The organism is Paenibacillus sp. A3M_27_13, assembly GCF_024213315.1.
Classification (GTDB): Bacteria; Bacillota; Bacilli; order Paenibacillales; family Paenibacillaceae; genus Paenibacillus; species Paenibacillus polymyxa_B.
In genome coordinates this window covers 18047-43100 of record NZ_JANAVE010000014.1, presented here as the reverse complement: position 1 = coordinate 43100, position 25054 = coordinate 18047, and the positions used below count along the sequence as shown (strand labels likewise).

25 protein-coding genes are annotated in these 25054 nt (G+C 46.7%); 14 read left to right on the top strand and 11 right to left on the bottom strand.

The window, feature by feature from the left end; translation table 11 throughout:
* The first annotated feature begins 51 nt into the window (after positions 1-51).
* Together NLX82_RS26650 and NLX82_RS26645 are read left to right on the top strand one after the other, a co-directional pair.
* Positions 52-558: a YwhD family protein gene (locus NLX82_RS26650; RefSeq protein ID WP_028542596.1), complete on the top strand. Its 507-nt coding sequence runs from the start codon at positions 52-54 to the stop codon at positions 556-558.
* 170 nt (positions 559-728) lie between these two features.
* Complete coding sequence (locus NLX82_RS26645; RefSeq protein WP_028542595.1) at positions 729-1280, top strand: NAD(P)H-dependent oxidoreductase; 552 nt, start codon at positions 729-731, stop codon at positions 1278-1280.
* 9 nt (positions 1281-1289) lie between these two features.
* Here the strand turns inward: NLX82_RS26645 and NLX82_RS26640 are convergent, their stop codons facing one another.
* Complete coding sequence (locus NLX82_RS26640) at positions 1290-1649, bottom strand: winged helix-turn-helix transcriptional regulator (protein ID WP_025723772.1); 360 nt, start codon at positions 1647-1649, stop codon at positions 1290-1292.
* A 304-nt stretch (positions 1650-1953) separates the two neighbouring features.
* Here NLX82_RS26640 and NLX82_RS26635 point away from each other — a divergent pair, with 304 nt between their 5' ends.
* Complete coding sequence (locus tag NLX82_RS26635) at positions 1954-2460, top strand: PTS sugar transporter subunit IIA (RefSeq protein ID WP_025723771.1); 507 nt, start codon at positions 1954-1956, stop codon at positions 2458-2460.
* Positions 2461-2559: 99 nt separating this feature from the next.
* Here NLX82_RS26635 and NLX82_RS26630 read toward each other — a convergent pair whose 3' ends face one another.
* Positions 2560-3309 (bottom strand): MBL fold metallo-hydrolase, encoded by a 750-nt coding sequence (locus NLX82_RS26630; protein ID WP_076295920.1) that lies wholly within the window; start codon positions 3307-3309, stop codon positions 2560-2562.
* 141 nt (positions 3310-3450) lie between these two features.
* On the opposite strand from NLX82_RS26630, the gene NLX82_RS26625 reads away from it, so the two are divergent.
* Both NLX82_RS26625 and NLX82_RS26620 read left to right on the top strand, forming a co-directional pair.
* Positions 3451-3996 (top strand): histidine phosphatase family protein, encoded by a 546-nt coding sequence (locus NLX82_RS26625; protein ID WP_076295921.1) that lies wholly within the window; start codon positions 3451-3453, stop codon positions 3994-3996.
* Positions 3997-4057: 61 nt separating this feature from the next.
* Positions 4058-4408 carry a YunG family protein gene (locus tag NLX82_RS26620; RefSeq protein ID WP_028542592.1) on the top strand — a complete coding sequence of 117 codons (351 nt, stop codon included), beginning with the start codon at positions 4058-4060 and terminating at the stop codon, positions 4406-4408.
* 315 nt (positions 4409-4723) lie between these two features.
* Here the strand turns inward: NLX82_RS26620 and NLX82_RS26615 are convergent, their stop codons facing one another.
* Together NLX82_RS26615 and NLX82_RS26610 are read right to left on the bottom strand one after the other, a co-directional pair.
* Positions 4724-5536, bottom strand: coding sequence for a pentapeptide repeat-containing protein (locus tag NLX82_RS26615; RefSeq protein ID WP_053324349.1), 813 nt, complete (start codon positions 5534-5536; stop codon positions 4724-4726).
* Positions 5537-5654: 118 nt separating this feature from the next.
* Complete coding sequence (locus tag NLX82_RS26610; protein ID WP_076295922.1) at positions 5655-6047, bottom strand: VOC family protein; 393 nt, start codon at positions 6045-6047, stop codon at positions 5655-5657.
* Between the two features lie 118 nt (positions 6048-6165).
* Here NLX82_RS26610 and NLX82_RS26605 point away from each other — a divergent pair, with 118 nt between their 5' ends.
* Together NLX82_RS26605 and NLX82_RS26600 are read left to right on the top strand one after the other, a co-directional pair.
* Entirely contained in the window at positions 6166-7239 is a 1074-nt protein-coding gene (locus NLX82_RS26605) for a hypothetical protein (RefSeq protein ID WP_076295923.1), read from the top strand.
* Positions 7240-7348: 109 nt separating this feature from the next.
* Positions 7349-7813 carry a hypothetical protein gene (locus tag NLX82_RS26600; protein WP_028542587.1) on the top strand — a complete coding sequence of 155 codons (465 nt, stop codon included), beginning with the start codon at positions 7349-7351 and terminating at the stop codon, positions 7811-7813.
* Positions 7814-7959: 146 nt separating this feature from the next.
* On the opposite strand, the gene NLX82_RS26595 is transcribed toward NLX82_RS26600, so the two are convergent.
* Positions 7960-10017, bottom strand: coding sequence for a transglycosylase domain-containing protein (locus tag NLX82_RS26595; RefSeq protein WP_076295924.1), 2058 nt, complete (start codon positions 10015-10017; stop codon positions 7960-7962).
* A gap of 282 nt (positions 10018-10299) precedes the next feature.
* Here NLX82_RS26595 and speE point away from each other — a divergent pair, with 282 nt between their 5' ends.
* The gene (speE, locus tag NLX82_RS26590) at positions 10300-11127 is read left to right on the top strand and encodes a polyamine aminopropyltransferase (protein ID WP_053324352.1); all 828 of its coding nucleotides are present in this window, start codon (positions 10300-10302) and stop codon (positions 11125-11127) included.
* Positions 11128-11396: 269 nt separating this feature from the next.
* A complete protein-coding gene (locus NLX82_RS26585) occupies positions 11397-12689 on the top strand; it encodes an MFS transporter (protein WP_053324353.1) in 1293 nt (430 codons plus the stop codon).
* 214 nt (positions 12690-12903) lie between these two features.
* Here NLX82_RS26585 and NLX82_RS26580 read toward each other — a convergent pair whose 3' ends face one another.
* The 4 genes from NLX82_RS26580 to NLX82_RS26565 all read right to left on the bottom strand — a co-directional run bounded on the left by NLX82_RS26580 (position 12904) and on the right by NLX82_RS26565 (position 17514).
* Positions 12904-13485 carry an LOG family protein gene (locus tag NLX82_RS26580; protein WP_254349278.1) on the bottom strand — a complete coding sequence of 194 codons (582 nt, stop codon included), beginning with the start codon at positions 13483-13485 and terminating at the stop codon, positions 12904-12906.
* A 13-nt stretch (positions 13486-13498) separates the two neighbouring features.
* The gene (locus tag NLX82_RS26575; RefSeq protein ID WP_254349277.1) at positions 13499-13813 is read right to left on the bottom strand and encodes a MazG-like family protein; all 315 of its coding nucleotides are present in this window, start codon (positions 13811-13813) and stop codon (positions 13499-13501) included.
* Positions 13814-14023: 210 nt separating this feature from the next.
* Positions 14024-15763 carry an ABC transporter ATP-binding protein gene (locus NLX82_RS26570; protein ID WP_071639059.1) on the bottom strand — a complete coding sequence of 580 codons (1740 nt, stop codon included), beginning with the start codon at positions 15761-15763 and terminating at the stop codon, positions 14024-14026.
* A complete protein-coding gene (locus NLX82_RS26565) occupies positions 15760-17514 on the bottom strand; it encodes an ABC transporter ATP-binding protein (RefSeq protein WP_254349276.1) in 1755 nt (584 codons plus the stop codon). Before NLX82_RS26565 ends, NLX82_RS26570 begins: the two co-directional genes overlap by 4 nt.
* 153 nt (positions 17515-17667) lie before the next feature.
* On the opposite strand from NLX82_RS26565, the gene NLX82_RS26560 reads away from it, so the two are divergent.
* The 3 genes from NLX82_RS26560 to argS all read left to right on the top strand — a co-directional run bounded on the left by NLX82_RS26560 (position 17668) and on the right by argS (position 20767).
* Positions 17668-18558: a LysR family transcriptional regulator gene (locus tag NLX82_RS26560; protein ID WP_028542580.1), complete on the top strand. Its 891-nt coding sequence runs from the start codon at positions 17668-17670 to the stop codon at positions 18556-18558.
* A gap of 92 nt (positions 18559-18650) precedes the next feature.
* Positions 18651-19085 carry a YwiB family protein gene (locus NLX82_RS26555; protein ID WP_013308207.1) on the top strand — a complete coding sequence of 145 codons (435 nt, stop codon included), beginning with the start codon at positions 18651-18653 and terminating at the stop codon, positions 19083-19085.
* 2 nt (positions 19086-19087) lie between these two features.
* A complete protein-coding gene (gene argS / locus NLX82_RS26550) occupies positions 19088-20767 on the top strand; it encodes an arginine--tRNA ligase (RefSeq protein WP_028542578.1) in 1680 nt (559 codons plus the stop codon).
* 112 nt (positions 20768-20879) lie between these two features.
* Here the strand turns inward: argS and NLX82_RS26545 are convergent, their stop codons facing one another.
* Both NLX82_RS26545 and NLX82_RS26540 read right to left on the bottom strand, forming a co-directional pair.
* On the bottom strand, positions 20880-21740 hold the full coding sequence (locus tag NLX82_RS26545) for a hypothetical protein (RefSeq protein WP_071559510.1): 861 nt from the start codon (positions 21738-21740) through the stop codon (positions 20880-20882).
* A 126-nt stretch (positions 21741-21866) separates the two neighbouring features.
* Positions 21867-22760, bottom strand: coding sequence for a LysR family transcriptional regulator (locus NLX82_RS26540; RefSeq protein ID WP_076295928.1), 894 nt, complete (start codon positions 22758-22760; stop codon positions 21867-21869).
* A 202-nt stretch (positions 22761-22962) separates the two neighbouring features.
* On the opposite strand from NLX82_RS26540, the gene NLX82_RS26535 reads away from it, so the two are divergent.
* A complete protein-coding gene (locus NLX82_RS26535) occupies positions 22963-23961 on the top strand; it encodes an ABC transporter ATP-binding protein (RefSeq protein WP_071559508.1) in 999 nt (332 codons plus the stop codon).
* Positions 23962-23981: 20 nt separating this feature from the next.
* On the top strand, positions 23982-25052 hold the full coding sequence (locus NLX82_RS26530) for an ABC transporter substrate-binding protein (protein WP_254349275.1): 1071 nt from the start codon (positions 23982-23984) through the stop codon (positions 25050-25052).
* Positions 25053-25054: the final 2 nt, after the last annotated feature.

Below are 25054 nucleotides of genomic sequence, written 5' to 3'. Positions count from 1 at the left end.
ATTTATAGTGTAGAATGAGTGTGAAGACGGAAAATGGAGGTCTAGTGACGCATGAGTGAAAATCAGCCGGACGGCAAAAAACAGATTGCACTGAACATTGTCAGTGGCAAGAGTAAACATAAGGGTTTCGGCGCAGGCTCAATTGACCTGAACAGCATGTCCCCGGTCATCATTGACCGAGGAGAAGCGAAAATTGATATCGGTGCCATGCATGCCAAAAGTAAAGTAGAACGTGGTATCAAGTTCTCTACGAATAAAGAGGATGTACCGAATGGACGGCAGGTATGGCTCGTATGGGTAGCCGTGGATCGTACGCCCGAAGGACGTATGTACGGCGGCGCCACCGCCTGCGAGATGCTGATTGACGACGAAGCCAAACGCGGCTGGAAAATCCTCGCCGATCACGTCAACCGTATGGATTACGCGCTCAAGCGTCGTTTCATGCTGGATGATCTCGGCAGCGAAGATAGAGCAGCGCTTAAAAGCCTGCTAATTTCGCATAACGAGGAATGGTGGGACGCTTCGCCTGAGGAATTGAAGCAGGCGCTGGAAGGATAGGCCCAGCGTTAACGCAGTAAAAAAAGCAGCCACTTCTGTGGGCTGCTTTTTTTATTTATCTGAGTTGACACTAACCTTTTAGTAAGTAGTTGTCCTGAAAGTGCATACTTACATATTTGTAGCGCTCACTTTATACTCAAAAATAAATAATACTTAAGGAGGACAATTCTTTGAAAACTCTTGTTATCGTTACACATCCAAGCATCGAGGCATCTGTCATAAATAGGCGATGGGTAGAAGAACTCAAGAAATATCCAGAAAAGTATACTATCCACGAATTGCATAAGGTTTACCCTGACGGGAACATTGATGTGGAAAAAGAGCAGCACTTCATTGAATCACATAGCAATCTCATTTTACAGTTCCCAGTTTATTGGTTTAACAGTCCGCCTCTCCTTAAAAAATGGCTTGACGATGTTTTTGTTTATGGCTGGGCTCATGGTTCAAATGGAGGTGACAAATTAAAGAATCGTAAGGTTGCTTTAGCAGTATCTGCCGGAAGTAAAAAAGAAGATTATAGTGAAGAAGGAAGATATCGCCATACACTTGAGCAGCTATTATCTCCTTTTGAAACAACCTTCCTATATTGCAATGCAGATTATCGTTCGTTCTTTGCGTTTTATGGTACAGAAAAAGAGTCTGGCGAAAATGAGATTGGTACGTCCGAAAGCGAATTGGAGAAAAGCGCACGAGATTATTTGAATTTTATTGACAGCCTGTAATAGGAATGTCTATTGCTGTCCGTCCTCCAGAGCTGGCAAACCATTTTCCTCTCCCCACTCGCACATCATATTTAATAATGGAATGAGAGAAAGGCCACGTTTAGATAGTGAATATTCAACTTTTGGAGGGATCTGGGGAAATTCCTTGCGTATGATAAGGCCATCTGCCTCTAGCTCTTTTAACATGATGCTTAGTGTTTTGAAGGAAATGGTACCGATACTTCGCTTCAGCTCGTTATGTCGCATAACCTTATTTTCAAAAAGCCAATATATAATGATCATTTTATATTTACCGCTTATTAAGGACAACGTATATCCAAAGCCAGTGTCTTTTAGGACCACGCCAGACGGAACACAGGGTTCACTCATAAATTACACTCTCCTTTAGGTAAGTATATAATATGAATGTGCATACTTTACAACTGATCATTATGCAATTTTAGTGAAAGGATGTAAAGTATGCTCGCTATAAAATGTTTCTGTATCTTTAAATGGAGTGATTCTAGAAACGGAGAGAAGCATCTTGACATCCTGGAAAGGCATTCACTATAATTCAGATAGAAATCGCTTCCACTCCTCTTTTTATTCATTTTGTGGAACCGGTTCCTTGAAAGATGTAGTTAAGTCCTATTCACTGTTTATGAATGTAATCTCTAAATAAGGTGGCATCGTTATGTTTAAATGGTTGAAAAAGAAGGCGGCTCCTCGTATTGAAGAATTCGACATGGTAGCACCAATCAAAGGAAAAGTGGTTTCCCTTGAAGAGGTTCCAGATCCTGCGTTCTCTACGAAGGCTATGGGGGAAGGCATCGCTATTCATCCGACTGAAGGTAAAGTGACTGCTCCTTTTACGGGTAAAGTCGTCCACGTGATGGAGAAAAGTAAGCATGCTCTGATCATTGAGCATGAATCTGGTGTACAAATTTTGATACATGTCGGGATTAATACAGTTTCCCTCAAAGGACAAGGGTTTAACCCTCACGTTCAAACAGGAGATAACATTAAAGCAGGGCAATTACTGATGGAGTTTGATCTAGACGCGATTCAACAGGGGGGATTGCCTGTAATTACTCCGGTAATCGTTCCAGACGGGCAAGAGATGATCAGCCATGTGGAGATCTTGGAAGGAACATCTGCCTCTTCAGAAGTACCCGTATTAAGAGTTCACTTAAAAGCCTAGTTCTCATTCAGAAAAGACTAACCAGGAATTCCTGGTTAGTCTTTTCTTTAGATGATTCACTGATCGGTCAAGGATCGGGCATGATCATGTGATCAAAAGCTAGGATTCACATATTTCAGATATCCGCTGATTACAATTGCCTTCGTACAGCCCTCCATGAAAGCAGATCACTTTTTTAATATCATAAGGCAGCAGGTTTTTAAGAGATTCTTTGGCCATATTGAAATCACAGCAGTATTGCGGGTCTGGAGCCAATAATTTGCTGCTTACTACGCGTAGGGCATCTCCTGCAATCAGGGTTTGACTGGATTTATGATAGAAACTTAGGTGTCCTGGTGTATGACCAGCAGTATCTATAACTATGATCCCCCCACAGAAGGACAATTCCTCTCCGGCAACGATGGTGGAGTTTACAATAGCCTTTGGGGGATTTTCAAGTGTACGCCGGAATGCATGTCTCCATTCTACTGGAACGGATTCGGGCATGGAGCTTACAGCTTGGTCTATTGCTTCTGGAGTCAGCTTTATAAGCTGTTTTTCTCCTTGTATATAAGGCCTTTCGATAGAACCGGCTAATACTTGAACTGGGGATGAGGAAGCCCGGATTATATCTGCTAAACTGCCGATATGATCAAGATCCTGGTGTGTTATTAATATGGAGGTAAGTTTATGGATTGCTAATCCGGTGCCTAGAATAGCCTCATGTAAAAGTGAGAGTTGCCCGGGGTAAGCCGTATCAACTAAAATCATGTTATCTTCGTCCCACATTAAAGTGGGGTGAATACTCTCTATACTTCCCATGATGTTAGCAGAAACCTGAAGTATGTGTATTCCCTTGTCTAATTGCATTGAATCCCTCCCATAAGAGTTGATGTAATACAAAGGAATCGTATCATTAAATCTAAATATGTAAACCTATAATATAACATAAAAATAATTATTTGTAAATATTCAGAATACTACATTTGTGTGACGGTTAGGAGCGATGATGTGAAGAAAATTTACTTTGTCAGACATGCCCAAGCAACCGGACAGGAACCAGATGCCCGACTCACCGATGAAGGTACCCGACAAGCTGAGCAGTTGGCTGATTTTATGGAGAATGTAGGTGTGGAATATATTGTGTCCAGCCCATGGATACGGGCTGTGCGAACCATTCAGCCCTTGGCTGAGCGTAGACAGTTGCAGGTATATACTGATCTACGTCTTCAGGAACGTGTATTAAGCGGTGAGCATCTGGATCATTGGCTGGACGTGCTGGAGCAGACGTATTTGGACGAGGACTTGAAGCTGGAGGGAGGAGAATCATCTCGTGAAGCAGCAGATCGAGGAATCCAGCTTGTCCAGGAGCTTATAGAGCGGGCGGAAAAAACGGTTATCATTGTAACTCATGGAGCTTTACTATCTCTTCTCATTCGACATTACGATCCGCAGTTTGGTTTTGAGGAGTGGAAAAAACTTTCGAATCCAGACATATATTTGCTAGAACTGAAAGAAGCAGAAGCCAAGATTCATAGAGTGTGGAATACGGGTTGAAATAAATAAAGTACGTTCATCATAAGTGCAGAATGGAATCGAAGAGGGAGGCGCATGTTGAATGCAAACCGTTTTTTTAGAATTAGAAAAGGCGTTGTTTCAAGCTTGGTCTTTGGAGTCTAGCTCTAAATGGATAGCAAATAATCCTGCGGCTGGACAATGTGGTGTCACAGCGCTTGTCGTTCAGGACAGGCTTGGCGGCGATATTTTGAGGACATGGCTGGATAGTGGTTGGCACTATTACAACCGCATTGGTGAGGACATTATAGATTTTACGAGGTCGCAATTTTCAATCCCTCCACAGTATCAGGATGTATACTCCAACCGGGAGGAGGCTTTTTCGGACACCAATGCAGAGCAGTATACAGCTTTAAGTCGGAGATTAAAGGAATTTCTGAACGAAGAAGAATAAGGGGATTTAAATCTGGATGCAGTCATAAAGACGTGATTTTTGAACCTGATCCAATGGAAGGTACTTTTTGTTGCCAAATATACGTTAAAGAGCTGAGTAATCAGTAAAATTTTTGAAGATAAAAGCTGTATTTACGTTATAAAATGAGCTATACTGAGGTAAGAATAGTAAAGGAGTCGTGCGCTAACACGACTCCAGTATACAACCACTGCTTAAAGAGCAGTCGGCAGTAGGGTCCAACAATAGACCGTTACCTTTGTGGGGGGCGGTCTATTTCTTTTTCATGTAGGTAAGCAATGTTTCTTTAGAAAAAAACTAATGCAGCCAATGGCCGGGAATGCTTAGAGAGGGGGGCAGTTTGGTTTTACAATTGCCCTTAGCCGAATTTAATTGCGCTTGTGTAAGGAAAATACTTCCTTCCAGATTAGCTCCACTTAAATCAGCGTCTCTAAAATCCGCACCGATAAGGTCGGTCATTCTCATATCGGCTTCTCGGAGGTCAGCAGCAATAAGTAAAACTCCTCTCAAATTGGCACCCCTAAGATTGGCGCCTCTCAAATTTGCCCCGATAAGGTCTCTACTCCTGATTTTTTTATTATATTTATTGCGCTCTAAGTTTTTCTTACCTTTTTCTCGTACTAACTCACTTGTTTGTAAAAGTAAATCATTGACTAACGCCCTATGGGTTGGTACATGAAGATTTATGAGGGATTTTGGATCTTGATCCGTAAGCTGCTCGGTTTTCGCCATAGCTTTTTGTAAGTCTGTATAGATGGGGTGAGTTTCTTTTAAGTTAAGGGCTTCATTTAGGTAATAAAGCATTTCATGAAGCTGTTGCATGATGGGAAATATACTGAACATTTCCTCAGCTATTGCCGGGTCGTCTCGCCAGCTTTTTCCGTTGTATGTAACTTGGGAAATTTTTTGACCTGCTCCAAAGCAATCATATACCGTACAGCCTCGCAAGCCGTTGTTTCTTAGATTCTTATGAATATCACAACGATAATCCGCATTTAGGTTTTGACAAGGAGTTCCTCCATCCTTATTAAAAGCAAAATCAGCTGATTTTGCATAAGGCAAGGCTACACAGCATAAACCAAAACATTGTTCACAATTTGCACTATACAATAAACGCACATCCTTTTACTGGCACCTATTAAATATAATATTACCAAAAAAAGATGGAGCATGGTCTATTGTTTTTTCATAGACTTCTAGAGTCTGCTGGATCGTTTAGAGAAGAAATTTAGTCTTTTGCCAGGTTCAATTGCCATGAGACTCCGTATTTATCTTCAACCCACCCAAATTGTTGGCTTACGGGAGAGGCTTCAAGGGGCATTAGAACTCGGCCTTCCTGAGATAGCTGGTCAAACACGCTATGGATTTCTTCTTCCGAATCACAAGTGACGAGTAGCGATAGAGCTGGGGTAAAAGGGTGTTTGTTGTGATGATTTTGGTCAATAGCCATAAAAGTCTGCCCTTTGAGGTTGAATACGGCATGTAACACGGTCCCATCTTCCTGATGAAAAATGCTCATGATACCAGACGGTTTAAATACAGAGGTATAATATTGCATGGCTTCTTCTGCTTGACCAGAGAACATGAAAAATGTTGTGATTTTTGGACTGGAATCATGCATGAGATCAACTCCCTAGACTGGATCGTAGATGGTAACATCTTTCCTCTTTTTTAATAGAAATATTCAGCATTAGAGAATTGCTTTATGAAGAAATGCACTCGTGAAAGGGGAAAACAGGATGATGGACGCGACAGCAGGGCTTATTGATATGTTCGGCTCAGGCAAGAAGCTGGACGCCAGCATCATTTCCGCCTATACGGATGTGGTAGCCCGATATGGGACCATGGAGGATGCGTGGGAGTTATACAGGCTTTTTGTAGAAGATCCCCATCATTATATCCGGGGGTTACTCCTCCAGCCGATTATGAGATGCGGGGATGTTACTTTGGCGCAGGATATGTACGAGCGTTACGTTCGAAATCAGGCATCCCCAGAACATATACCTGACGGTGTGCTGCATGTGCTAGGTTATTTGGGTTATGTGGAAGCTGCTGTTGATCTTGTCGCTTTGGTGAACGGACCGTATGGAGCTATGTCTGTGGATGCCTGTTTGGGACTGGTACATCTTCCATGCGAACCGTATCGTGAACAACTGGCGGCTGAATTGAAAAAAGCGCTGGATCAGAATTTGTTTAATGAATTCTTACCTCTGTTAAGTTTCAAATGCACGACTGAAGATATGATTCCGCGATTGGTACATTGGGGAGAGCAACATGCTTCCGTAGACTGTAATGCAGGAATTATTGCTGGAATAGCATTGTTTGGAGAAGGGCAGAAGGATACGATTCGTTCTATCCTGTGGAATCCGTTTTGGGAGGCTCATGGAACGGCTACAGGCAGTTGTGTGTGGTCTTATTTTGCTATGCAGCATGTAGGCCTAACCTTTAGGGAGCTTATTCAGGATATAAAAAGCTACGATGCATCCAAAGAAGATGTACAGGCATTGGAATACCGTTTGGACGTGCTATATGAGATGTTGGAACTCAAGCTAAGCTATACAGCGCGACCGATCCGGTTCGCTCGCAGCAATGAGGAATCATTTGGTCAGCTATATAGCGATTTGTTTAGCTGGTCTAACGAACATCACGATGACTCTATTATAGGTTGGATGAATGAACAGTTGGGGGGTGAGCACCGACTGCTGGAACGATTTCATGAGCTAAGGAAACGAGTCGAGATTAAAATGGTGCATGAAATTGAGCTGGAGCATGTTCAGAAAGGGATAATCGTATCTGGAAATTATAATTTTTGATGTAAAAGGACGAAATAGCGAAGTTCGGCGGCGAAATGGGGATTCGCCCAGTCCGCGGGCTGATGTCCCGCATAGGATACATCAGCCTAGAACACAAGGAGTGAAACACATGTCTTTACTGCCACAAGTTCCTTTCGGAACGCAACCGGGTACTCCGGGTCCATTCACGCCGTCAGGTCCTTCGATTCCACAATTTCCTGATATGCAGGATTCCTTCCCATCTCCGATAGGTCCGCCACCAGGCCCAGGGCCATTTTCGCCACAGCCGTTCTCACCGCCGCCGCAGGGGCCATTCGGTCCGCAAGGTGGGCAGCAAACTCAAGCACCAACTTCCCCACCACCGCAATTTACGCCACCGAAGCCGCTGGTTTCGGCGTATGCGGTTGACCCTGGAGCCATTTTCGGTTGTTTGTTCCGCAACACGTTTGTATGGCTGACGAACGGGGAGCGTTTCTGGATGTACCCTGTCTTTGTAGGCAGGACATCCGTAGCGGGTTTCCGGTGGAGTGGTCGTTTTTGGTTTTATTATGGTGTAGACACTAACCGTATTGAGTCGTTTAGCTGTTATTGGTAATAGCGCAGCTTTAGGGAAGAGCGGGGCTTAACGGGATGATGGCTGATGGCACTGGCAAGAGAGGTAAATAGGTAAATGAGGTAAGTGAAGCGAAAATAAAAAGACTGAGAGAGCGCTCATCGCGTTCTCCCAGTCTTTTTTTGCTATTAATCCATCCACCAACGCTTAAAATTGCCCCACCACGATTTCTTTTCGGCTTGTCGCTCCGCTTGGTCAGTTGGCGTTGCTGCCGGTGGGTTATTTTGCCCCGACAGCGTCTCCTTTGGCTCCGTGCCGCTGACGAATACCTCCAGCCGCTTGTCCGGGCTGTCCGGTGCAGCCAGCTTGCCGCTGGCCGGATCAATATAAGCGCTGACTACGCCGTCAGGGATAGGGAAGATTTTGGGCGGCACATTCTCCAGCGCTTTCTCCGTATATTGCGCAAAAATCGGAGCCGCCCGTCGGGCATCCTGTGTGCTGATGGCCTTGCCCTTGTCGTAGCCGACCCAGACAGCGGTGGACAGCTCGGGGGTAAAGCCGACCATCCACGCATCGGTGTTGGTCGTGCCGCTCTTGCCAGCGACCGGGCGCTTGATCAGCTTCGCGACCCGGTTGCCGGTGCCGCCTTCTTCAAACACGCCTTCCATGAGGCGTGTGAGGACGTAGGCGGAGGCGGGCTTCACCACCTGCACGGGCGCGGCTTGGGGCGCTTCGTACAGCGACCGCCCGGCCGCATCGGTGATGCGCAGCACTGCCACCGGAGCCACCTTTTGCCCGCCGCTGCCGATGACCGAGAAGGCCGAGGCCATCTCGAACGGACTGACGGGCGACACGCCCAGCGCCAGCGAAGGTACGGGCTTGAGCTCGCTTGTAATGCCCATTTTGCTGGCGAGGTCCATGACCTTATCCGTTCCCACCTTCAAAATGGTGCTAACGGCATAGATATTATCGGACGCCGCAATTGCGCGCCGAAGATCTATTTCACCCAAATATTTGTCTCCAAAATTTTTGGGCTTATAGGTCTTGCGATTGTTATCGTAGTGAAACAACGTCGGTCGGCTTTCGAACTTGGACGTACTCGTCAATTCGCCGGAATCCAGCGCGCTCAGATACATAATCGGCTTGAAAGCGGAGCCTGGCTGCCGGGTTGTGGCCAGCGCATGATTATATTGATTCCCGACATAGTTCGTTCCACCGACCATGGCCTTGACATGTCCGTTGCGCGGGTCCATGGAGATTAACGCGGTTTCCAGTCCGTTGCTGCTCTTCATGCCCTCGTTTACAGCCGCCTCGGCTGCTTGCTGCATGTGCATGTCCAGCGTGGTATAAATGCTCAGGCCACCATGCTCAAGCACCCCTTCGCTAATCCCAAGCTGATGAGTCGCCAGTTGGCGGACGTAATCGCGGAACCAGGGAGCGTCTTCCACTGTCCGGCGCTGGCTCTCGGGCCGCAGGGCCAGCATTTCCTCATAGGCCTTGGTGGCTTCGGCCGGAGTAATTTTGCCGGTGAGCGCCATGGAGTCCAGTACAATTTTCTGCCGATCCTTTGCATTTTTCATATGATTATACGGTGAATAGTAGGTCGGTCCTTTCGGAATACCTGCTAACAGGGCGCTTTCGGCCAAATCCAGATCCTTTGCGGATTTACCGAAATACATTTGCGAAGCTGCTTCAATGCCATAGGCGCCATGACCATAGTAAATTTCGTTCAAATACATTTGCAGCAGCTCATTTTTGGTGTACTTCATTTCAAGCTGTGCGGTATAGATGGCCTCCTTGGCCTTGCGAGTCCATGTTTTCTCATGAGATAAATACAGATTCCGTGCAAGCTGCTGAGTCAGCGTGCTGGCCCCTTGCGACATATCCCAGCGGGTCAGATTAACGATTACCGCCCGGCCCAGACCTTTGAAATCAAAGCCGAAATGATCGTAAAACTTCCGATCTTCCACAGCCAGGGTAGCTGCAATCAAATCGGGTGAAATGTGATCAAGCTGGACCGGAATGGATTCTTTGCCTCCAGCAGAGAAAGTGGCGATGACTTGCCCTTGACTATCGAGCAGACGTGAATTCCGATCCGTATCCGCGAGCGGAAGGCTGGTCGTGTACAAATAGGCGAGCAGGATGCAGGCGGCGATGACCGTCAGAATAGTGAGAGACATCAGTCCTTGAAAGCATCGAAGCCAAAGCGGTTTACGCTTGGGGGATCGCCCGGTCGTATCGGTCATCATGCCACCTCCTTCCATAGTTGATGTTCTCAGTATAGTCAATCCGAAAGCGTCTATTCATCAGATACACACACGTGTCTATTTTAAACAAGATTAAATCTCCAAATTGCTTTTGCAGTCCATTCAGGTATCACTTATAATGCAAAAAGTGTGAAATTCCAATGCGTTTGGTACAATAAATATAGCAAACTCGGCGTTTGCGTGTTGCTGATATAAGGAAAGTCAACGTTTATGCTACCGGATTGCCGGACACATACTTTGATCAGAAAGAAGGTTGGAATGATGGACTTGTGGTTTACGGAGAAGCAGACTCCCTCTTTCGGCATTACAGCAAAAATCAAACAAACCTACGTCTCTGAGAAAACAGATTTTCAGGATCTGGCTATGATCGAGACTGAGGAATTCGGCAATATGCTTGTTCTGGATGGCATGGTGATGACAACGGTTAAGGATGAATTTGTGTATCACGAAATGGTAGCACATCCGGCCTTGAATACACATCCGAATCCGAAAAAAGTTTTGGTTGTGGGCGGTGGCGATGGCGGCGTTATTCGTGAGGTTATCAAGCACCCTGAAGTGGAGAAGGCTGTATTGGTTGAGATCGACGGTAAGGTGATTGAATATTCCAAAAAATATTTGCCTGAAATCGCAGGAAAGCTGGACGAGCCTAATGTAGAAGTGCTGGTCAATGACGGATACATGCACATTATTGAACACAAAAATGAATACGACGTCATTATGGTCGATTCGACGGAGCCGGTAGGTCCGGCAGCCCCGCTGTTTGAGCGCGGGTTTTACCAAGGTATTTTTGAAGCGTTGAAGGAAGACGGCATTTTCGTTGCGCAAACGGATAATCCTTGGTTCAAGGCAGACCTGATTCAGAAGGTCAACAAAGATGTGAAGGAAATTTTCCCGATTGTGCGTGTGTATGGTGCGAACATTCCGACCTATCCTAGCGGTCTTTGGACATTCACGTTGGGTAGTAAGAAGTATGATCCGCTCGAAGTAGACGAGACCCGAATTCCAGAGATGGACACCCGATATTACAGTCCGCGTCTACACAAAGCGGCGTTTGTATTACCTAAATTTGTGGAAGATTTAACGAAGTAAACATTTTAAGAAGCGCCTTAGTGGTCTTTATTGCCTGTTTTTGGGTGGGAAAGAGCGCTATAGGCGCTTTTTTGTGTTGGATAAGATTTGGAAAAGGCTATGAAAGCATACTGGACACCGGATTTCCTTTTAAGATAAAAGAAGGAAATTTAAGGGTGTACGTAGAATATACAAAAAACCAGACAATTAACAGATTTGTAATATCAACAAGGGAGGTTTGGTTATGGAAATACATAAATTGGCGATGTACCAAAGAGGGGGAAACTTTTTTGATCAGACGCTCTTTTTATTACCTGTGGGGGTCTCAGACGATCTCCAACGTAGCAGATATCATCTACATGTTGAGTGTAGTGGTATTGGTGTTCAGTTCAAGTAATTCCTTAATGACGACTATTTTAATCCCGTTGTTCCGATTGTCTGCCCAAGTGCTTAGTGGGCTCGTTGCACCGATCGTCCTCGGCCGATTTCGGCTGACGCGCGTGTTGCTATTTTCCCAGTTTGGGCAGTTTGTCATCTTTACGCTGCTGCTGCTTTATTTGTGGATCGTACCGGAGCAGAGGTCGTTTCTATTTATTTTTGTGATGGTGTTTGGTATGTCTTTTCTGGATGGCTGGACGAATCCTGCGCGTAATGCGCTTGTACCCCGTTTGGCTACGGGTGAAGGACTGATGCGGGCCAACGGCATGGTAGCGGTCAGTGATCAGGTGGTCAGGTGTGCAGGCTGGGCGTTGAGCGGAATTATTGTGGCTTGGCTGGGTTCCCTGAATACGCTTGTGATCGCATCCGGTTGTTATCTCGTAGCTGTAACTGTCACGTCCTTCGTCCGCGATCCACTGGATCAGAAGGAATTAAGTCTTGAAGCTTCGGATTCCTCAACAAATCTAGTAGAACCTGCAAAGGGAAAGGAAAAAGGCTCCCATTGGAAAGAGCTTGGGGAAGGCTGGAAAATCATTTGGCACAACCGTCGTATTCGTTCTCTGATGATCGTCGATAGTGTGGATAGTATTGGGGGAGTCTCCTGGCTCGGCGTATTTATTTTGGCGTACGTCAGTCAAGTGCTGCATCGGGATGCAAGCTGGTGGGGCTTTATGAATGCGTCCTTTTTCTCGGGCACGATCTTGGGTGGATTGATTGTCGTTGGCTTGGTCAAGCGATTGCAAAAGAACAGCTTTTTGTACATGCTCGGAGCGTTACTGGTGTATGTACTGATTACAATTGTATTTGCGCTGAATACAATCCCCGTTGCTGCACTTATTCTTTTTGCTGTATCAGGCTTACCTGTTCAAATGGCTGGTATCATTCGCCGTACCTTGCTGCAAACCAGTGCACCGGCAGCCCAGCTGCCCAAAGTGATGGCGGGAATTGATGTGCTTACAAATCTCGCTTTCGGCCTGTCCTTGTTATTCATGGGCTGGTATGCAGACCGTTTTGGTATGGTGCAGGTGTATTTGTTGGCTGCGATTATGACGACCATTGCTATCTTGATCGGCTGGTTGTATCGCAGGGATTTTCAGGAAAGTGAGCAAATGGACCATCCAACCGCTACGGGCGCTGGGATTTAAAATTGGGGTTCTCGTTAGGCGTGACATCATTCATTGGATGACTACATAATTAAATGCAGTTGTAAAAGTGAACGTGACGATTGGGGAGAATAAAAGCCTGCAATTCTCCTCAATTTTACAGGAACACCGCTGGAATAACGTTGACGGTGGTGTTCCTTTTATAACTATTAAATTAATTGGTATATCTGTTGAGCAGTATGTGCCATTCCTAATGTCAGGTCCGTTTGCTTTTGAGATATGTTTTGACGGCAGGAGGAGTGTAATTTGTAAATTGCCGTAGGATTCCTTGCGGAGTGGTATCCGTAATTACCATCGCACGATATTTTTCCTGCATAAATTGTTCCTCAGCCATACGATCGAACAAGGTAATAAGAGGATCGTAATAATGGTTAATGTTTAAAAGACCGCATGGCTTTTCATGCAAGCCTAATTGCGCCCATGTGAAGATTTCAAAGTATTCTTCCATTGTACCTGGGCCACCTGGTAAAACAATGAATCCGTCCGCAATCTCTGCCATTTTAGATTTTCGTTCGTGCATGGAATCAACAATGATTAATTCGCTCAGGCCATTATGTGCAATTTCACGGCTTTGCAAAAAGTGAGGGAGCACACCGATGACGCGACCTCCTGCATGAAGTGCAGCGTCAGCCACTGCACCCATTAAACCAACACTTGCTCCTCCATAAACCAGGCTTATTTCCTGTTCGGCAAGTGTCTTGCCCAGAGCAACAGCATGCTCTCGATAAATCTCAGACGCTCCATTACTGGAACCGCAAAAAACAGCAATGCTTTTCATATGAGATTCTCCTTTATGTATATCTTTTTGCAAGTTTTTGCTGGTGTGTTCGAAATATATCCTCCAAGGTGATGTCATACTTGTTGGCGATCACGATGAGATTACCCAGTACGTCTCCAAGTTCTTCAGTTAAATGGTCCTTGTTCTCCTCGAATGAACCATCGATCTCATCAGGCCGGTCTCTGCCGATCTCCAGGGCGCGAATAGCTCTCGCAACCTCCCCGGTTTCCTCTGCCAAGAAACCAATTCGGACAAAGATATCCAAATCAGACCAGTTTCTCTCCTGACAATATTGCTTGACCCACTTTTGAAATTCATTAATATCCATATTCAGCCTCCCAACTGGAACCCATGCATAGGTGTTGGCTATACACAAACCATAAGGTTTAGATGAAACAGAAACATTTGTTCGTGTTTTATTATATAATATAAGAGGCGAATTTATCAAAGAAAAATTTAAAAAGCCGTTTGCTTAAAAAGCAACCGACTTTTTAAAAGAACGTTGACCTTAATGATGCGACCGTATCCGGTCAGTCTTTTAAGCCGTAGTGAACTGGCTGTTATAGAGCGAGGCATAATGGCCGCCGCTGGCAAGCAGTCCCTCATGGGTACCGCTTTCGACGACATCGCCGTTTTTCATGTATAAAATCAAATCCGCTTCGCGGATGGTCGATAGTCTGTGGGCGATCACAAAGCTGGTGCGTCCGGCAATCATTTTCATAAATGCTTTTTGGATACGCGCTTCTGTCAGGGTGTCTATGCTGCTGGTCGCTTCATCCAGGATCAGCATAGGTGGATCGACCAGGATCACCCTCGCGATGGTAAGCAGCTGTTTTTGGCCTTGCGACAGGCTATCGCCCGATCCGCTGATGACCGTATCATAGCCATGAGGCAGTCGTTTGATGAAACTATGCGCATTGGCAGCTGTTGCAGCCGCGATGACTTCTTCGTCTGTAGCCTCCGGCTTCCCGTAAGCGATATTGTCCCGAATGGTCCCGCTGAACAGCCAAGTATCTTGAAGTACCATACCAAAGTTAGTCCGCAGGCTGTCCCGGCTCATGTCGTTGATATTCACCCCGTCGATGGATATCGAGCCACTGTCCACATCGTAAAACCGCATGAGCAGATTGACGAGTGTGGTTTTACCAGCTCCGGTCTGCCCGACAATGGCCACACGAGTGCCTGGCTTAACCTCCAAACTAAAGTTCGTAATGAGCGTACGTTCAGGATTATAGGAGAATTTGACATGATCAAAAAGAATCGTGCCTTTGCTGCGCTCCAGCTGTACGGCGTTCGATTTTTCCGGCTGCTCTGGCGGTGAGTCCAAAATAGCAAATATGCGCTGAGCAGAAGCCGTAGCTGCCTGGAACTGGGTCAGCACACCCGTAATTTCATTAAAGGGCTTGGCGAACAAGTTGGTATAAATCAGAAAGCTCGACAATCCGCCTACTGAGATCCCACCCAAAATGATGGAGATACAGCCAATCATGGCGGTGACTGAAAAAGTCATGTTGTTCACCAATCGGGTGGAGGGGTTGGACAATGATCCGTAAAACTGCGATTTCACCCCAGCTTGATACAATTGCTCGTTTCTGGCGGAAAATTCCTCAAGCGAGCGGTTTTCATAATGAAAAGCGGTAACTACCCGTTGTCCGCCGATCATTTCTTCGACGTAACCGTTCAGGCTTCCTAAAATTTTGGCCTGTTCGCGGAACATACGCTGCGATCTTGTGGTAATGAACCGTGCCACGCCATATGTGATCGGGGCAGACACCAATACGACCAACGTCATGATCGGACTGATATACAGCATGAGTACAATGGAGCCTATAATTGTAATAATCCCGGTAATCAATGTGGAAAATCCTTGTAGCAATCCATCCGACACAGCATCCATATCGTTCACAAAACGGCTAATGCTGTCTCCTTGTGGATGAGTGTCATGAAAGCTTAACGGAAGGATATTAAAATGATCAAATAACTCCCGCCGCATATCATTTACAGTCTGAAAAGCAATCCGGTTCGTCAAATACGTGAGCAGCCAGCTAAATAGACTTCCTACTACATATACAATGCCTAATCCAGCTAGAATCTGCGCAATACCTTTAAAATCCACTGCTCCCTTATCCACCATGTGGTCGATAGCTTGACCAATCATGTAGGGTCCGATCAGACTGGCAAGCACGCTGAGAAACGCACTGACGATGACCCAAAATGTTGTTTTTTTATATCGACCCACATAGGTTAACAATCTTCTCCAGGTTTCCTTGCCACTCATTGGTCTACCTCCTGCGTTGAGAGCTGGGAATGATTAATTTCCTGATATACATCTGAGCTGCTCATCAACTGTTCATGTGTGCCGATACCGACAATCCGCCCCTCATCAAACACAATTATTTTATCAGCATGCTGTACGCTGCTTACTCGTTGCGAGACCAGCAGGACGGTCATGCTGGTGCTATTTTCCCGTAGCGATTTACGGAGGGCAGCATCGGTAGCAAAATCAAGTGCGCTTGAGGAGTCATCCAAAATGAGAATTTGCGGATTGCCGACAATAGCTCTGGCAATGGTAAGTCGCTGCTTTTGTCCTCCCGACAGATTAAGCCCCCCTCGGGTGATCGGAGCATCGAATTTCTCCGGCAAGTTGGAAATGAACTCATCTGCTTGCGCGATTGCTGCGGCTTGAGCGACTTCCTCATCGGTGGCGTGTTCATGCCCCCAACGGATATTATCCGCTATAGTTCCAGTGAACAGCAGCGCCTTCTGAGGAACAATACCGATTTTCTGCCGCAATTGCTCAAGCTTATACTGCCGTACGTCAATGCCATCAACCTCTATACGACCTTCTACTACATCATAGAAGCGGGGAATGAGATTCACAAAGGTGGATTTCCCCGAACCTGTTCCTCCGATGATGCCGACCGTTTCACCGGGATAGATGTTTACCACTACATCGCTAAGCGCCAGTTGCCCTGTCGTATTGTATCCAAAGGAAACATGATCAAAAGAGATGGCTGGTACAGCGCCATGCTCAGTTGTTCCCTCCCTGTCTATAGGTGTAGAAGTAGCAGCAGTGTCGGAAATCGAAGCTTGCGTGTCTAGGACCTCCTGAATCCGTGCTGCTGAAGTGGCAGCCTTGGTGAACAAAATAATTAAATTGGTCACCACAATCAGAGCCAGTAAAATTTGCGTAATGTAATTAATAAAGGCAATAATCTCCCCTTGTGTAAGAGATCCATATTGGATATGGATGCCGCCGATCCACAGGATTGCAATAATAGCTCCGTTCACCACCAGCAAGGTGGCAGGGCTTAGCAAAGCAGAAATACGTCCGACACGAATAGCGGTCTGAGTCAGGTCATCTGAAGCAGTGTTGAATTTAACTCGTTCAGCTCCTCTTTTGGCAAATGCGCGTATGACCCGTACGCCTGTAAGATTTTCGCTTAGCACCAGGGCGATTTTATCCAATTTTTTCTGATACCGACGATACAGTGGTGAAGCCTTCGTAATGACCACATATAGGATCAAAGCCAGAACTGGTGTAGCCGCCAACAGCACCAAAGCCAGGCGGAAATCCAGAATCATTGACATGATAATAGCCCCGATACAAATAAAAGGGGCACGAATGACCAGACGAATCAGCATCGCTACAGCCGTTTGCAGTTGATTGACATCATTCGTAATCCGGTTGATGAGCGAGGGCGTACCAAACTTATCGAGATCAGCATAAGAAAACGATGAGATATGCTTAAACATCGTGTTACGCAGTGTAGTTCCGAATCCTTGAGAGGCACGGGCTGCATAAAACTGACACACTAATGAACTGCCAAAGCCCAGTATAGTCATGAGTAACATCAAAAGACCCATCTGCCAAACATAATGGGTGTCTCCTTTACCTACGCCATGATTGATCATTAAAGCAACCATAGTAGGTAGCAATAGTTCCAAGATGGCCTCAATCAATTTAAACAGAGGCCCAAGAAACGTTTCCTTTTTATAAGGTTTCAAAAAAACAGCAAATTTCAGCAAATAAACCATCACCTAACCTAAATAATGTATATAGCCTCATGCCGCAATAGCATAACTGAATTTGATTATGGCACATCCCCAACCATATGAATAATATTTAATATATATTAGAGGTATAGGTTTTACATATATCAGTACCGGAGGTCCATAAGGATGGAATTGAGACATCTCAAGTATTTTTTGGCGATCGCAGAGGCCGGACAGATTACAGCGGCAGCCAAAAAGCTGCAAATCGCGCAGCCTCCTTTAAGTCAGCAGCTCATGCAGCTAGAGGAAGAGCTTGGTGTAAAGCTCGTGCATCGAGGCTCACGAAGTATCCAGTTGACGGAGGCCGGCATCATTTTACAGAACAGGGCCAAGCAGATATTGGAGCTGACAGATGCCACAACGAGAGAAATAAACGATTTTGCCTTGGGGATGAAGGGTACGCTCACCATTGGAACGGTCTCTTCTTCCGGCGCAGCCCTGATGAAAGACAGGCTTTCCGAATTTCATAAAACCTATGCGGGTGTAAAATTCGAAATTCATGAGGGAAATACCTTCATGATTCTCGATCTTTTGAACAAAGGAATTGTAGAGGTCGGTATCGTCAGAACCCCTTTTAATACCACCGATTTAGGGTGCAGATATGCGTCCTCCGAGCCGATGATAGCAGTGATGACAGAAGAACATGACTGGAACCCCGAACAGAAGACCATCCCGTTGTCTGATTTGAAAAACAGGCCGCTCATCGTATATCGCCGCTTTGAACAATTGATCCACGATACCTGTATGAAGCATGGCTTTGAGCCAAATTTCTTTTGCAAAAACGATGATGCCCGCACCACGCTTCACTGGGCTAATGAAGGACTAGGGATCGGTATGATTTCGCGGTCTGCGTTGTCACTCGGAAGCAATAACCAGTTAATCGTTAAGGAAATTATGTGTGAAGAATTACATACGCGTGTGGCAGCTGTCTGGCTGAAGGATAAATACATGTCTTCTCTAGCCTCTCGATTCATTGAAAGTTTTAGCCAAGCATCCGATGAAGCTGACTTAAGGTAGCTAAATTTTTTGGATGAAAGCATCTTTTTGTAAAAACTCATTTGAATTGCAATCGGGAACTGGATATAGTAGTACAGTAGGATAGCAATAGAATGGAGTTTGAATACATGCCACATAATGCAAAGGTCCGAATCCGTCTTCATAGTCATCATGACGGAGAAGATGTGGTACAGGAACTTCCCGGAGAAGCGATCGTGCGTGGGAAGCATCTATATATAAGGTACGATGAGCCGCAAGAAAGTCCTGAGGGCGGTACGACACGGAACACAGTCAAAATCGGACCGGATGAGCTAAAGCTGATTCGTCACGGTGAGGTACAATCAGAGCAGTCGTTTGCGCTGGGACGCAGGTTGCCTGGATTTTACCGCTCGCCTTATTTAAACCTGAACATGTCTGCGCATACGCAGAAGCTCGATATTCGGATGGATGGATTCACCGGACATGTGAGCTGGACCTATGATCTGTACGTATTTGAGGATTTCTCGGGGCATTTTGCCATCAGTTTGCATATACAGGAGGAGCAATAATCATGACAAGCAATCCACTGGAACTTATTAATCAAAAGGTGACCTCAGCAATTGAGGCGGCGGTGCTGGCTACCGGAATCGTGAGCCGCGAAGAGTTGCCGACCATTACGCTGGAGGTACCGAAGGACAAGTCACACGGTGATTTGGCTACCAACGCCGCGATGCAGCTCACCCGCATTGCGAAGAAGAACCCACGGCAAATCGCTGAAGATTTGATCGCGAATATGGATTTAGCTTCTGCTTCTATTGAAAGTGCGGAAATCGCTGGACCGGGCTTTATTAACTTCCGCCTGAACAAGAGCTACCTTTATGCTGTTATTGGACAGGTGCAGGAGCAGGGGGCAGATTACGGGCGTATACAGGAAGGTGCGGGCAAAAAGGTGCAAATCGAGTTTGTCAGCGCCAATCCGACGGGTAGCCTTCACTTAGGTCATGCGCGTGGTGCAGCCGTAGGGGATGCTCTTTGCAACGTGCTTGATTTTGCTGGATACAAAGTAACTCGTGAATACTACATTAATGATGCGGGTAACCAGATTTACAACATGAGCCGTTCTATTGAAGCGCGTTATTTGCAGGAGCTGGGACAGCCTGCGGAGATGCCGGAGGATGGTTACCATGGTGAGGATATCATCGGGTTTGCCAAGGAACTGGTGGCCGAAAAGGGAGATTCTCTGTTGTCTATGGAACCGGGAGATCGCGCTGCTTATTTCCGTGACTACGGTCTGGAAAAGGAACTGAACAAGATCAAGCGCGATCTGGAACTGTTCCGTGTACCTTTTGACTCCTGGTTTAGCGAAACGTCGTTGTATGAAAACGGTGAAGTGCTTAAAGCGCTGAATGAGCTGCGTGACCGTGAGGAGATCTACGAGAAGGACGGAGCTACATGGCTGAATACGACCAAGTACGGCGACGATAAAGACCGCGTCTTGATCAAAAATGACGGTACATACACGTACCTGACCCCGGATATTGCTTACCATCGCGATAAATATGCTCGTGGGTATGACACGATCATCAACATTTGGGGAGCGGATCACCACGGCTACATTCCACGGATGAAGGCAGCAATGGAAGCACTGGGCAATGACCCGGATAAGCTTAAAGTGCTGATTGCCCAAATGGTCAGCTTGTTCCAAAATGGGGAAAAAGTAAAAATGTCCAAACGTACCGGCAAGGCCGTGACGATGGAAGATCTGATGGAAGAAGTGGGTGTAGACGCGATCCGTTACTTCTTCACTATGCGCAGCATGGATTCGCACCTGGATTTTGACATGGATTTGGCGATTTCTACCTCCAATGAGAATCCAGTATTCTACGTGCAATATGCGCACGCACGTGCATGCAGCGTATATCGTCAAGCCGAAGAGCAAGGTATTGCTGTGCTGCCGTTGGCAGAAGTTGACTTGTCCAAGCTGACGGCTGAGCATGAATACGATCTGTTACGCAAAATCGGCGAGCTGCCGGAAGAAGTATCGGTGGCGGCTGCAAACTTTGCACCACACCGTATGATTCGCTATGTCTACGAGCTGGCTTCATTGTTCCACAGCTACTACAAGGCAGAGCGCGTCATCACAGAGGATGCCGCTCAAACGCAGGCACGCTTGGCGTTGTTTGGTGCGGTGCGCACTACCATTGCCAACGTACTGAAGCTGGTGGGCGTGTCTGCACCGGAACGTATGTAAGCAAGCAACTTTAACATCATGACCTTGTAGTCATATAAATAATAATAAAAGGAACCGTTCGTATCACCCTCAACAGGGTGGCGCCTCGGTTCCTTTTTTATGTTGGATTAGCTTAGTAGCGTTCCAGTACCAAATTCGTTTTCAGGGAATCCGCGGGAACCAGCCATCCTTTGGATTGCAGCAGGTTCATCAGCTTGGTGCGGTTGCTGGCGGCAACACTGTAATCCGAGGTTTTGAAGGAGATTTCGATAATATTTTCTATACCTGATCCGTTTGCGCTGCGAATAGGCCATACTTCAACGTCGGCATCCAATCCCTGAAAGCTACCCTCGTATTTACTGACCTGTACAGGACCGCGTACTCTGGAGTTTGCCAAGGTTTGTTTACCCCAATTGCTGTTTTTCCAGTTTTGCAGCTTGCCCGGAAGATTATCCTGCAATTGCTTTAATGCTTGATCTGGGGAAGGCAGAGCCAATCCTTTGGAGGCGTTTGTTTTCTTATCATTGGAAAAGCTTAGTGTTTGCTTGCTGTATCCCCAATCCACCTCAGCCTCATAATTATCATCAGATGCGCTGAACCCTTCTTTATTCGCTTGGGTGAGCGCCGCGTCGATATTTTCGTTTGTGACCGTATAGCGCTTTTTGTAGGTTAATTCATAATTCTTTTTGTCCTCTTTTTTGCGAAATCTCACGTTCCAGCCCTCGTCATTCAATTGCAATGAATTTGTATCAAAATACTCGACGCTCAATCGTTGTGCATCTTCGCTAATTTGAAACTCGTTCACGATGCCACTTTTTAATGAGCCATCCGCATTGAGGACCTGAGCCGTATCCAGTAGCAGCTTCACCTCATAGCTTGGTGTGGCATTGGCGGCAGCTTGTACCGGCTCTGCTCCTTTCCATCCTGTTACGAGCAGCACTGCACTTAGAGTTACTACCGACATCAATTTGGTGATACGAAGGCCTGTTTTCATTTCATCCTCTCCTGTTCGTCCGAATAGGTTACACGCTACACTTTACGGGTGTATTGTCAGTCGTATGTCAAAGCAAGAGGGTACTCCGGTTAAAAAATTACATAATTTCTATATGACAGGTAAGATTTAATCTTGGTTCCATGATAAATATTCGGTGAATCTGTGAATGAGCGCCGAGCGATGGCGGTCTTTGTTGCTGACCATATAGATGTACCGCTCAACAGACTGTCCCGGAATAGGTCTTACAACCAGTAAGCCCCGCTCAACCTCTGACTGAACGGCAATGCGAGAGACAAAGGAGATGTGTTCTCCCAGCATAACCGCCTGTTTGATGGCTTCCAGTGAATCCAGCTCCAGATAGGAAGGAAGTCGCCGACTCCCACGCTCCAGCCATTTGTCGGTCACGTGGCGTGTGCTGGATTCCTTGCCATGTAATACGAAGGAGGAAGAAGCGATAAGCTCGGGTGTCAAATCGGTTTCGTTGGCGAGCGGATGAGTGGGTGAGCAGATGAGCATCAATTCATCTTCGCCCAAGGATTCGGAGAGTAGCGTTGGGGATTGAAACGGCTCTGCCGAAATGATGCCAAGGTCAATTTCGTGGCGAGCGAGCATGTCCTTGATCACGGGCGCTGTTTTCACGGACAAGGCGATGTGAATGCCCGGATGCTCACGGGCAAAGCGGTGCAGCACAGCAGGAAGCAGGTAGGTAGCGGGTACATAGCTTGCGCCAATACGTATACTTCCCCGCTGGAGCGTATCGAATTCGCGGACGACTCGCTCAGCTTCAGCAGCCAGTGCATTAATTTTAGTGGCATAGTGCAGCAGCGCATTTCCAGCATCCGTCAGGATGATTTTGCCCATACGTGTGTCAAACAGCTTTACTCCGAATTCACGCTCCAGATTTTTCATATGAAAAGTAACGGTTGGTTGCTTTAGGCCAAGAAGCTCGGCGACCGTGGTAATTTTATGGTGCTTATTCAGCAGCTCTACAATATGTAACTTTAGAAGACTTAAGTTCACTTAGAATGCCTCGCTTTCAGGTTAATCGAACAATCATGCCTACTTCTTTGGGGAGCAGCATCAATCCCCTCTATATAGATTAAATCTATGAGTGTTAACACAATTCATTGAAATAATTAATTTTGTTTTAACTTTCCAATAACACAGGTTGCGAATTCAAGTTTTACACTGGGGTCAGTCAGAAGAACAGGCAGGTAATGCGATGAATCAGGATCTATATATTCACGGATTAAGTAAAACCTTCAGCCAAATAACAGCGCTGCATGAGACGAATCTGGTAGTACGACGGGGCAAATTCACAACACTGCTCGGACCGTCCGGCTGTGGGAAAACAACGCTCTTGCGCTTGATTGCTGGTCTGGAGATACCGGATACCGGCACAATCATGATGGGAGAGGAAATTCTTTTTTCGGCAGAACGCAAAAAGGATATTCCCGCCCATCTCCGCCACTTTGGCATGGTCTTTCAGGATTTCGCGTTGTGGCCGCATATGACGGTGTTTGAAAATGTGGCCTTCGGCCTGCGTGCGGGCAAGCGGGGGAAAGGCTTCGCCAGCGTACGAGACAAGGAACTGCGGACAGTGGTGCTGGAGGCGCTCGACATGGTCAGATTGTCAGGGATGGAGGATCGGTATCCTCATCAGCTGTCTGGTGGTCAGCAGCAGCGGGTTGCCTTTGCAAGAGCGGTTGCTATCCGGCCTCGACTTGTTTTGTTCGACGAGCCGCTCAGTGCGCTGGATGCGGTGCTACGGGAGGAGATGCGCATTGAGATGCTATCGCTTGTGCGCGATCTGGGGCTGACCGCCCTATATGTCACCCATGATCAGATCGAGGCTATGTCAATGTCTGATGAAGTAGTTGTTATGAAAAGTGGACATATTTTGCAGACCGGAACACCAGAGGTGATCTACGGTTGCCCAGCTCATCCAGAGGTAGCGAGGTTTATTGGCAAATCCAACTGGTTGGAGTCGGAACGAACACTATTTCGTCCTGAACATGTCCGTTGGGAACAGGAGCAAGCGGATCAGCACGCTTTTACAGTAAAGATCCTGCATGTCAGCTATGTCGGCGATCGTTATGAAATTCGTATACTAGCCGAGAACGGCGAGCAATGGACTGCATATCACTCCATCCGCTTGCCCATAGGTCAACAAATGCACATTTGGGTATCACCGCAACACATCCACCAACTTGAAGCATAGGGAAAAGGGGTAAATATAAGATGATGAATAGGCATGTTTTTCGTACAGGATGGAAAAAAGGGAAGATGCTCGCATTAACATTGACTTTTGGACTCGCTGTGGCGGGTTGCGGAACAGCAACGCCATCCAAGGATGGGGCGCCAGCTAATGGATCAGCAGGACAAGCGGAGGCAGCATCCACCGATCAGAAGCTGGTGGTCTACAGCGCAGGCCCGGATGGACTGGCGAAAAAGCTGGTAGCAGGGTATGAGGCGCAGAGCGGAGTTAAGGTAGAGTTGTTCCAGGGAACGACAGGAAAAATTTTAGCCCGCATGGAAGCCGAGAAGACGAATCCGGTAGCGGACGTGGTTGTGCTGGCATCGCTTCCGTCTGTACAAGGCTTGAAAAAGGAAGGACTTACGCTGCCTTACCCGGATGCCAAGAAAGCAGACAAGCTAAATCCAGACTGGTCCGATAAGGAGGGCAACTACTTCAGTACCAGTGCTTCTGCTCTGGGCATTGCGTATAACACGAAGCTGGTGAAAACACCACCAACTTCATGGGCTGATTTGGCGAAGCCTGAGTACAAGGATCAGGTTAATATTCCCGATCCATCCCTGTCCGGCTCAGCGTTGGATTTTATGACAGGCTATCTGAGCGCCAAGGGCGATGGAGGCTGGACGTTGTTCGAGCAGTACAAGGCTAACGGTGTTGCTATGGCTGGTGCCAATCAGGAAGCGCTGGACCCCGTGATTACCGGAGCTAAAGGTATAGTCGTCGCTGCGGTCGATTACATGACCTACAAGGCAAAAGCCAAAGGCGAGCCGATTGACATCGTCTATCCGACAGAGGGGACGGTCATCAGCCCACGTCCTGCCGCAATTCTCAAGTCAACGCAGCATGAGCAGAATGCGAAGGCATTCATTGACTATCTGTTGTCGGACGAGGCACAGAAACTAGTAGCAGATGCCTCCTTACTCCCGGGCCGCACGGATGTCAAAGCCGACAAGCGTGCCAACCTGGACGAGATTCCATTGTTGAAAACCAATTGGGAGTGGATGGGTGAGCACGGATCAGACGTGACGGAGAAGTTCACGCAAATGTTCAAGTAAGC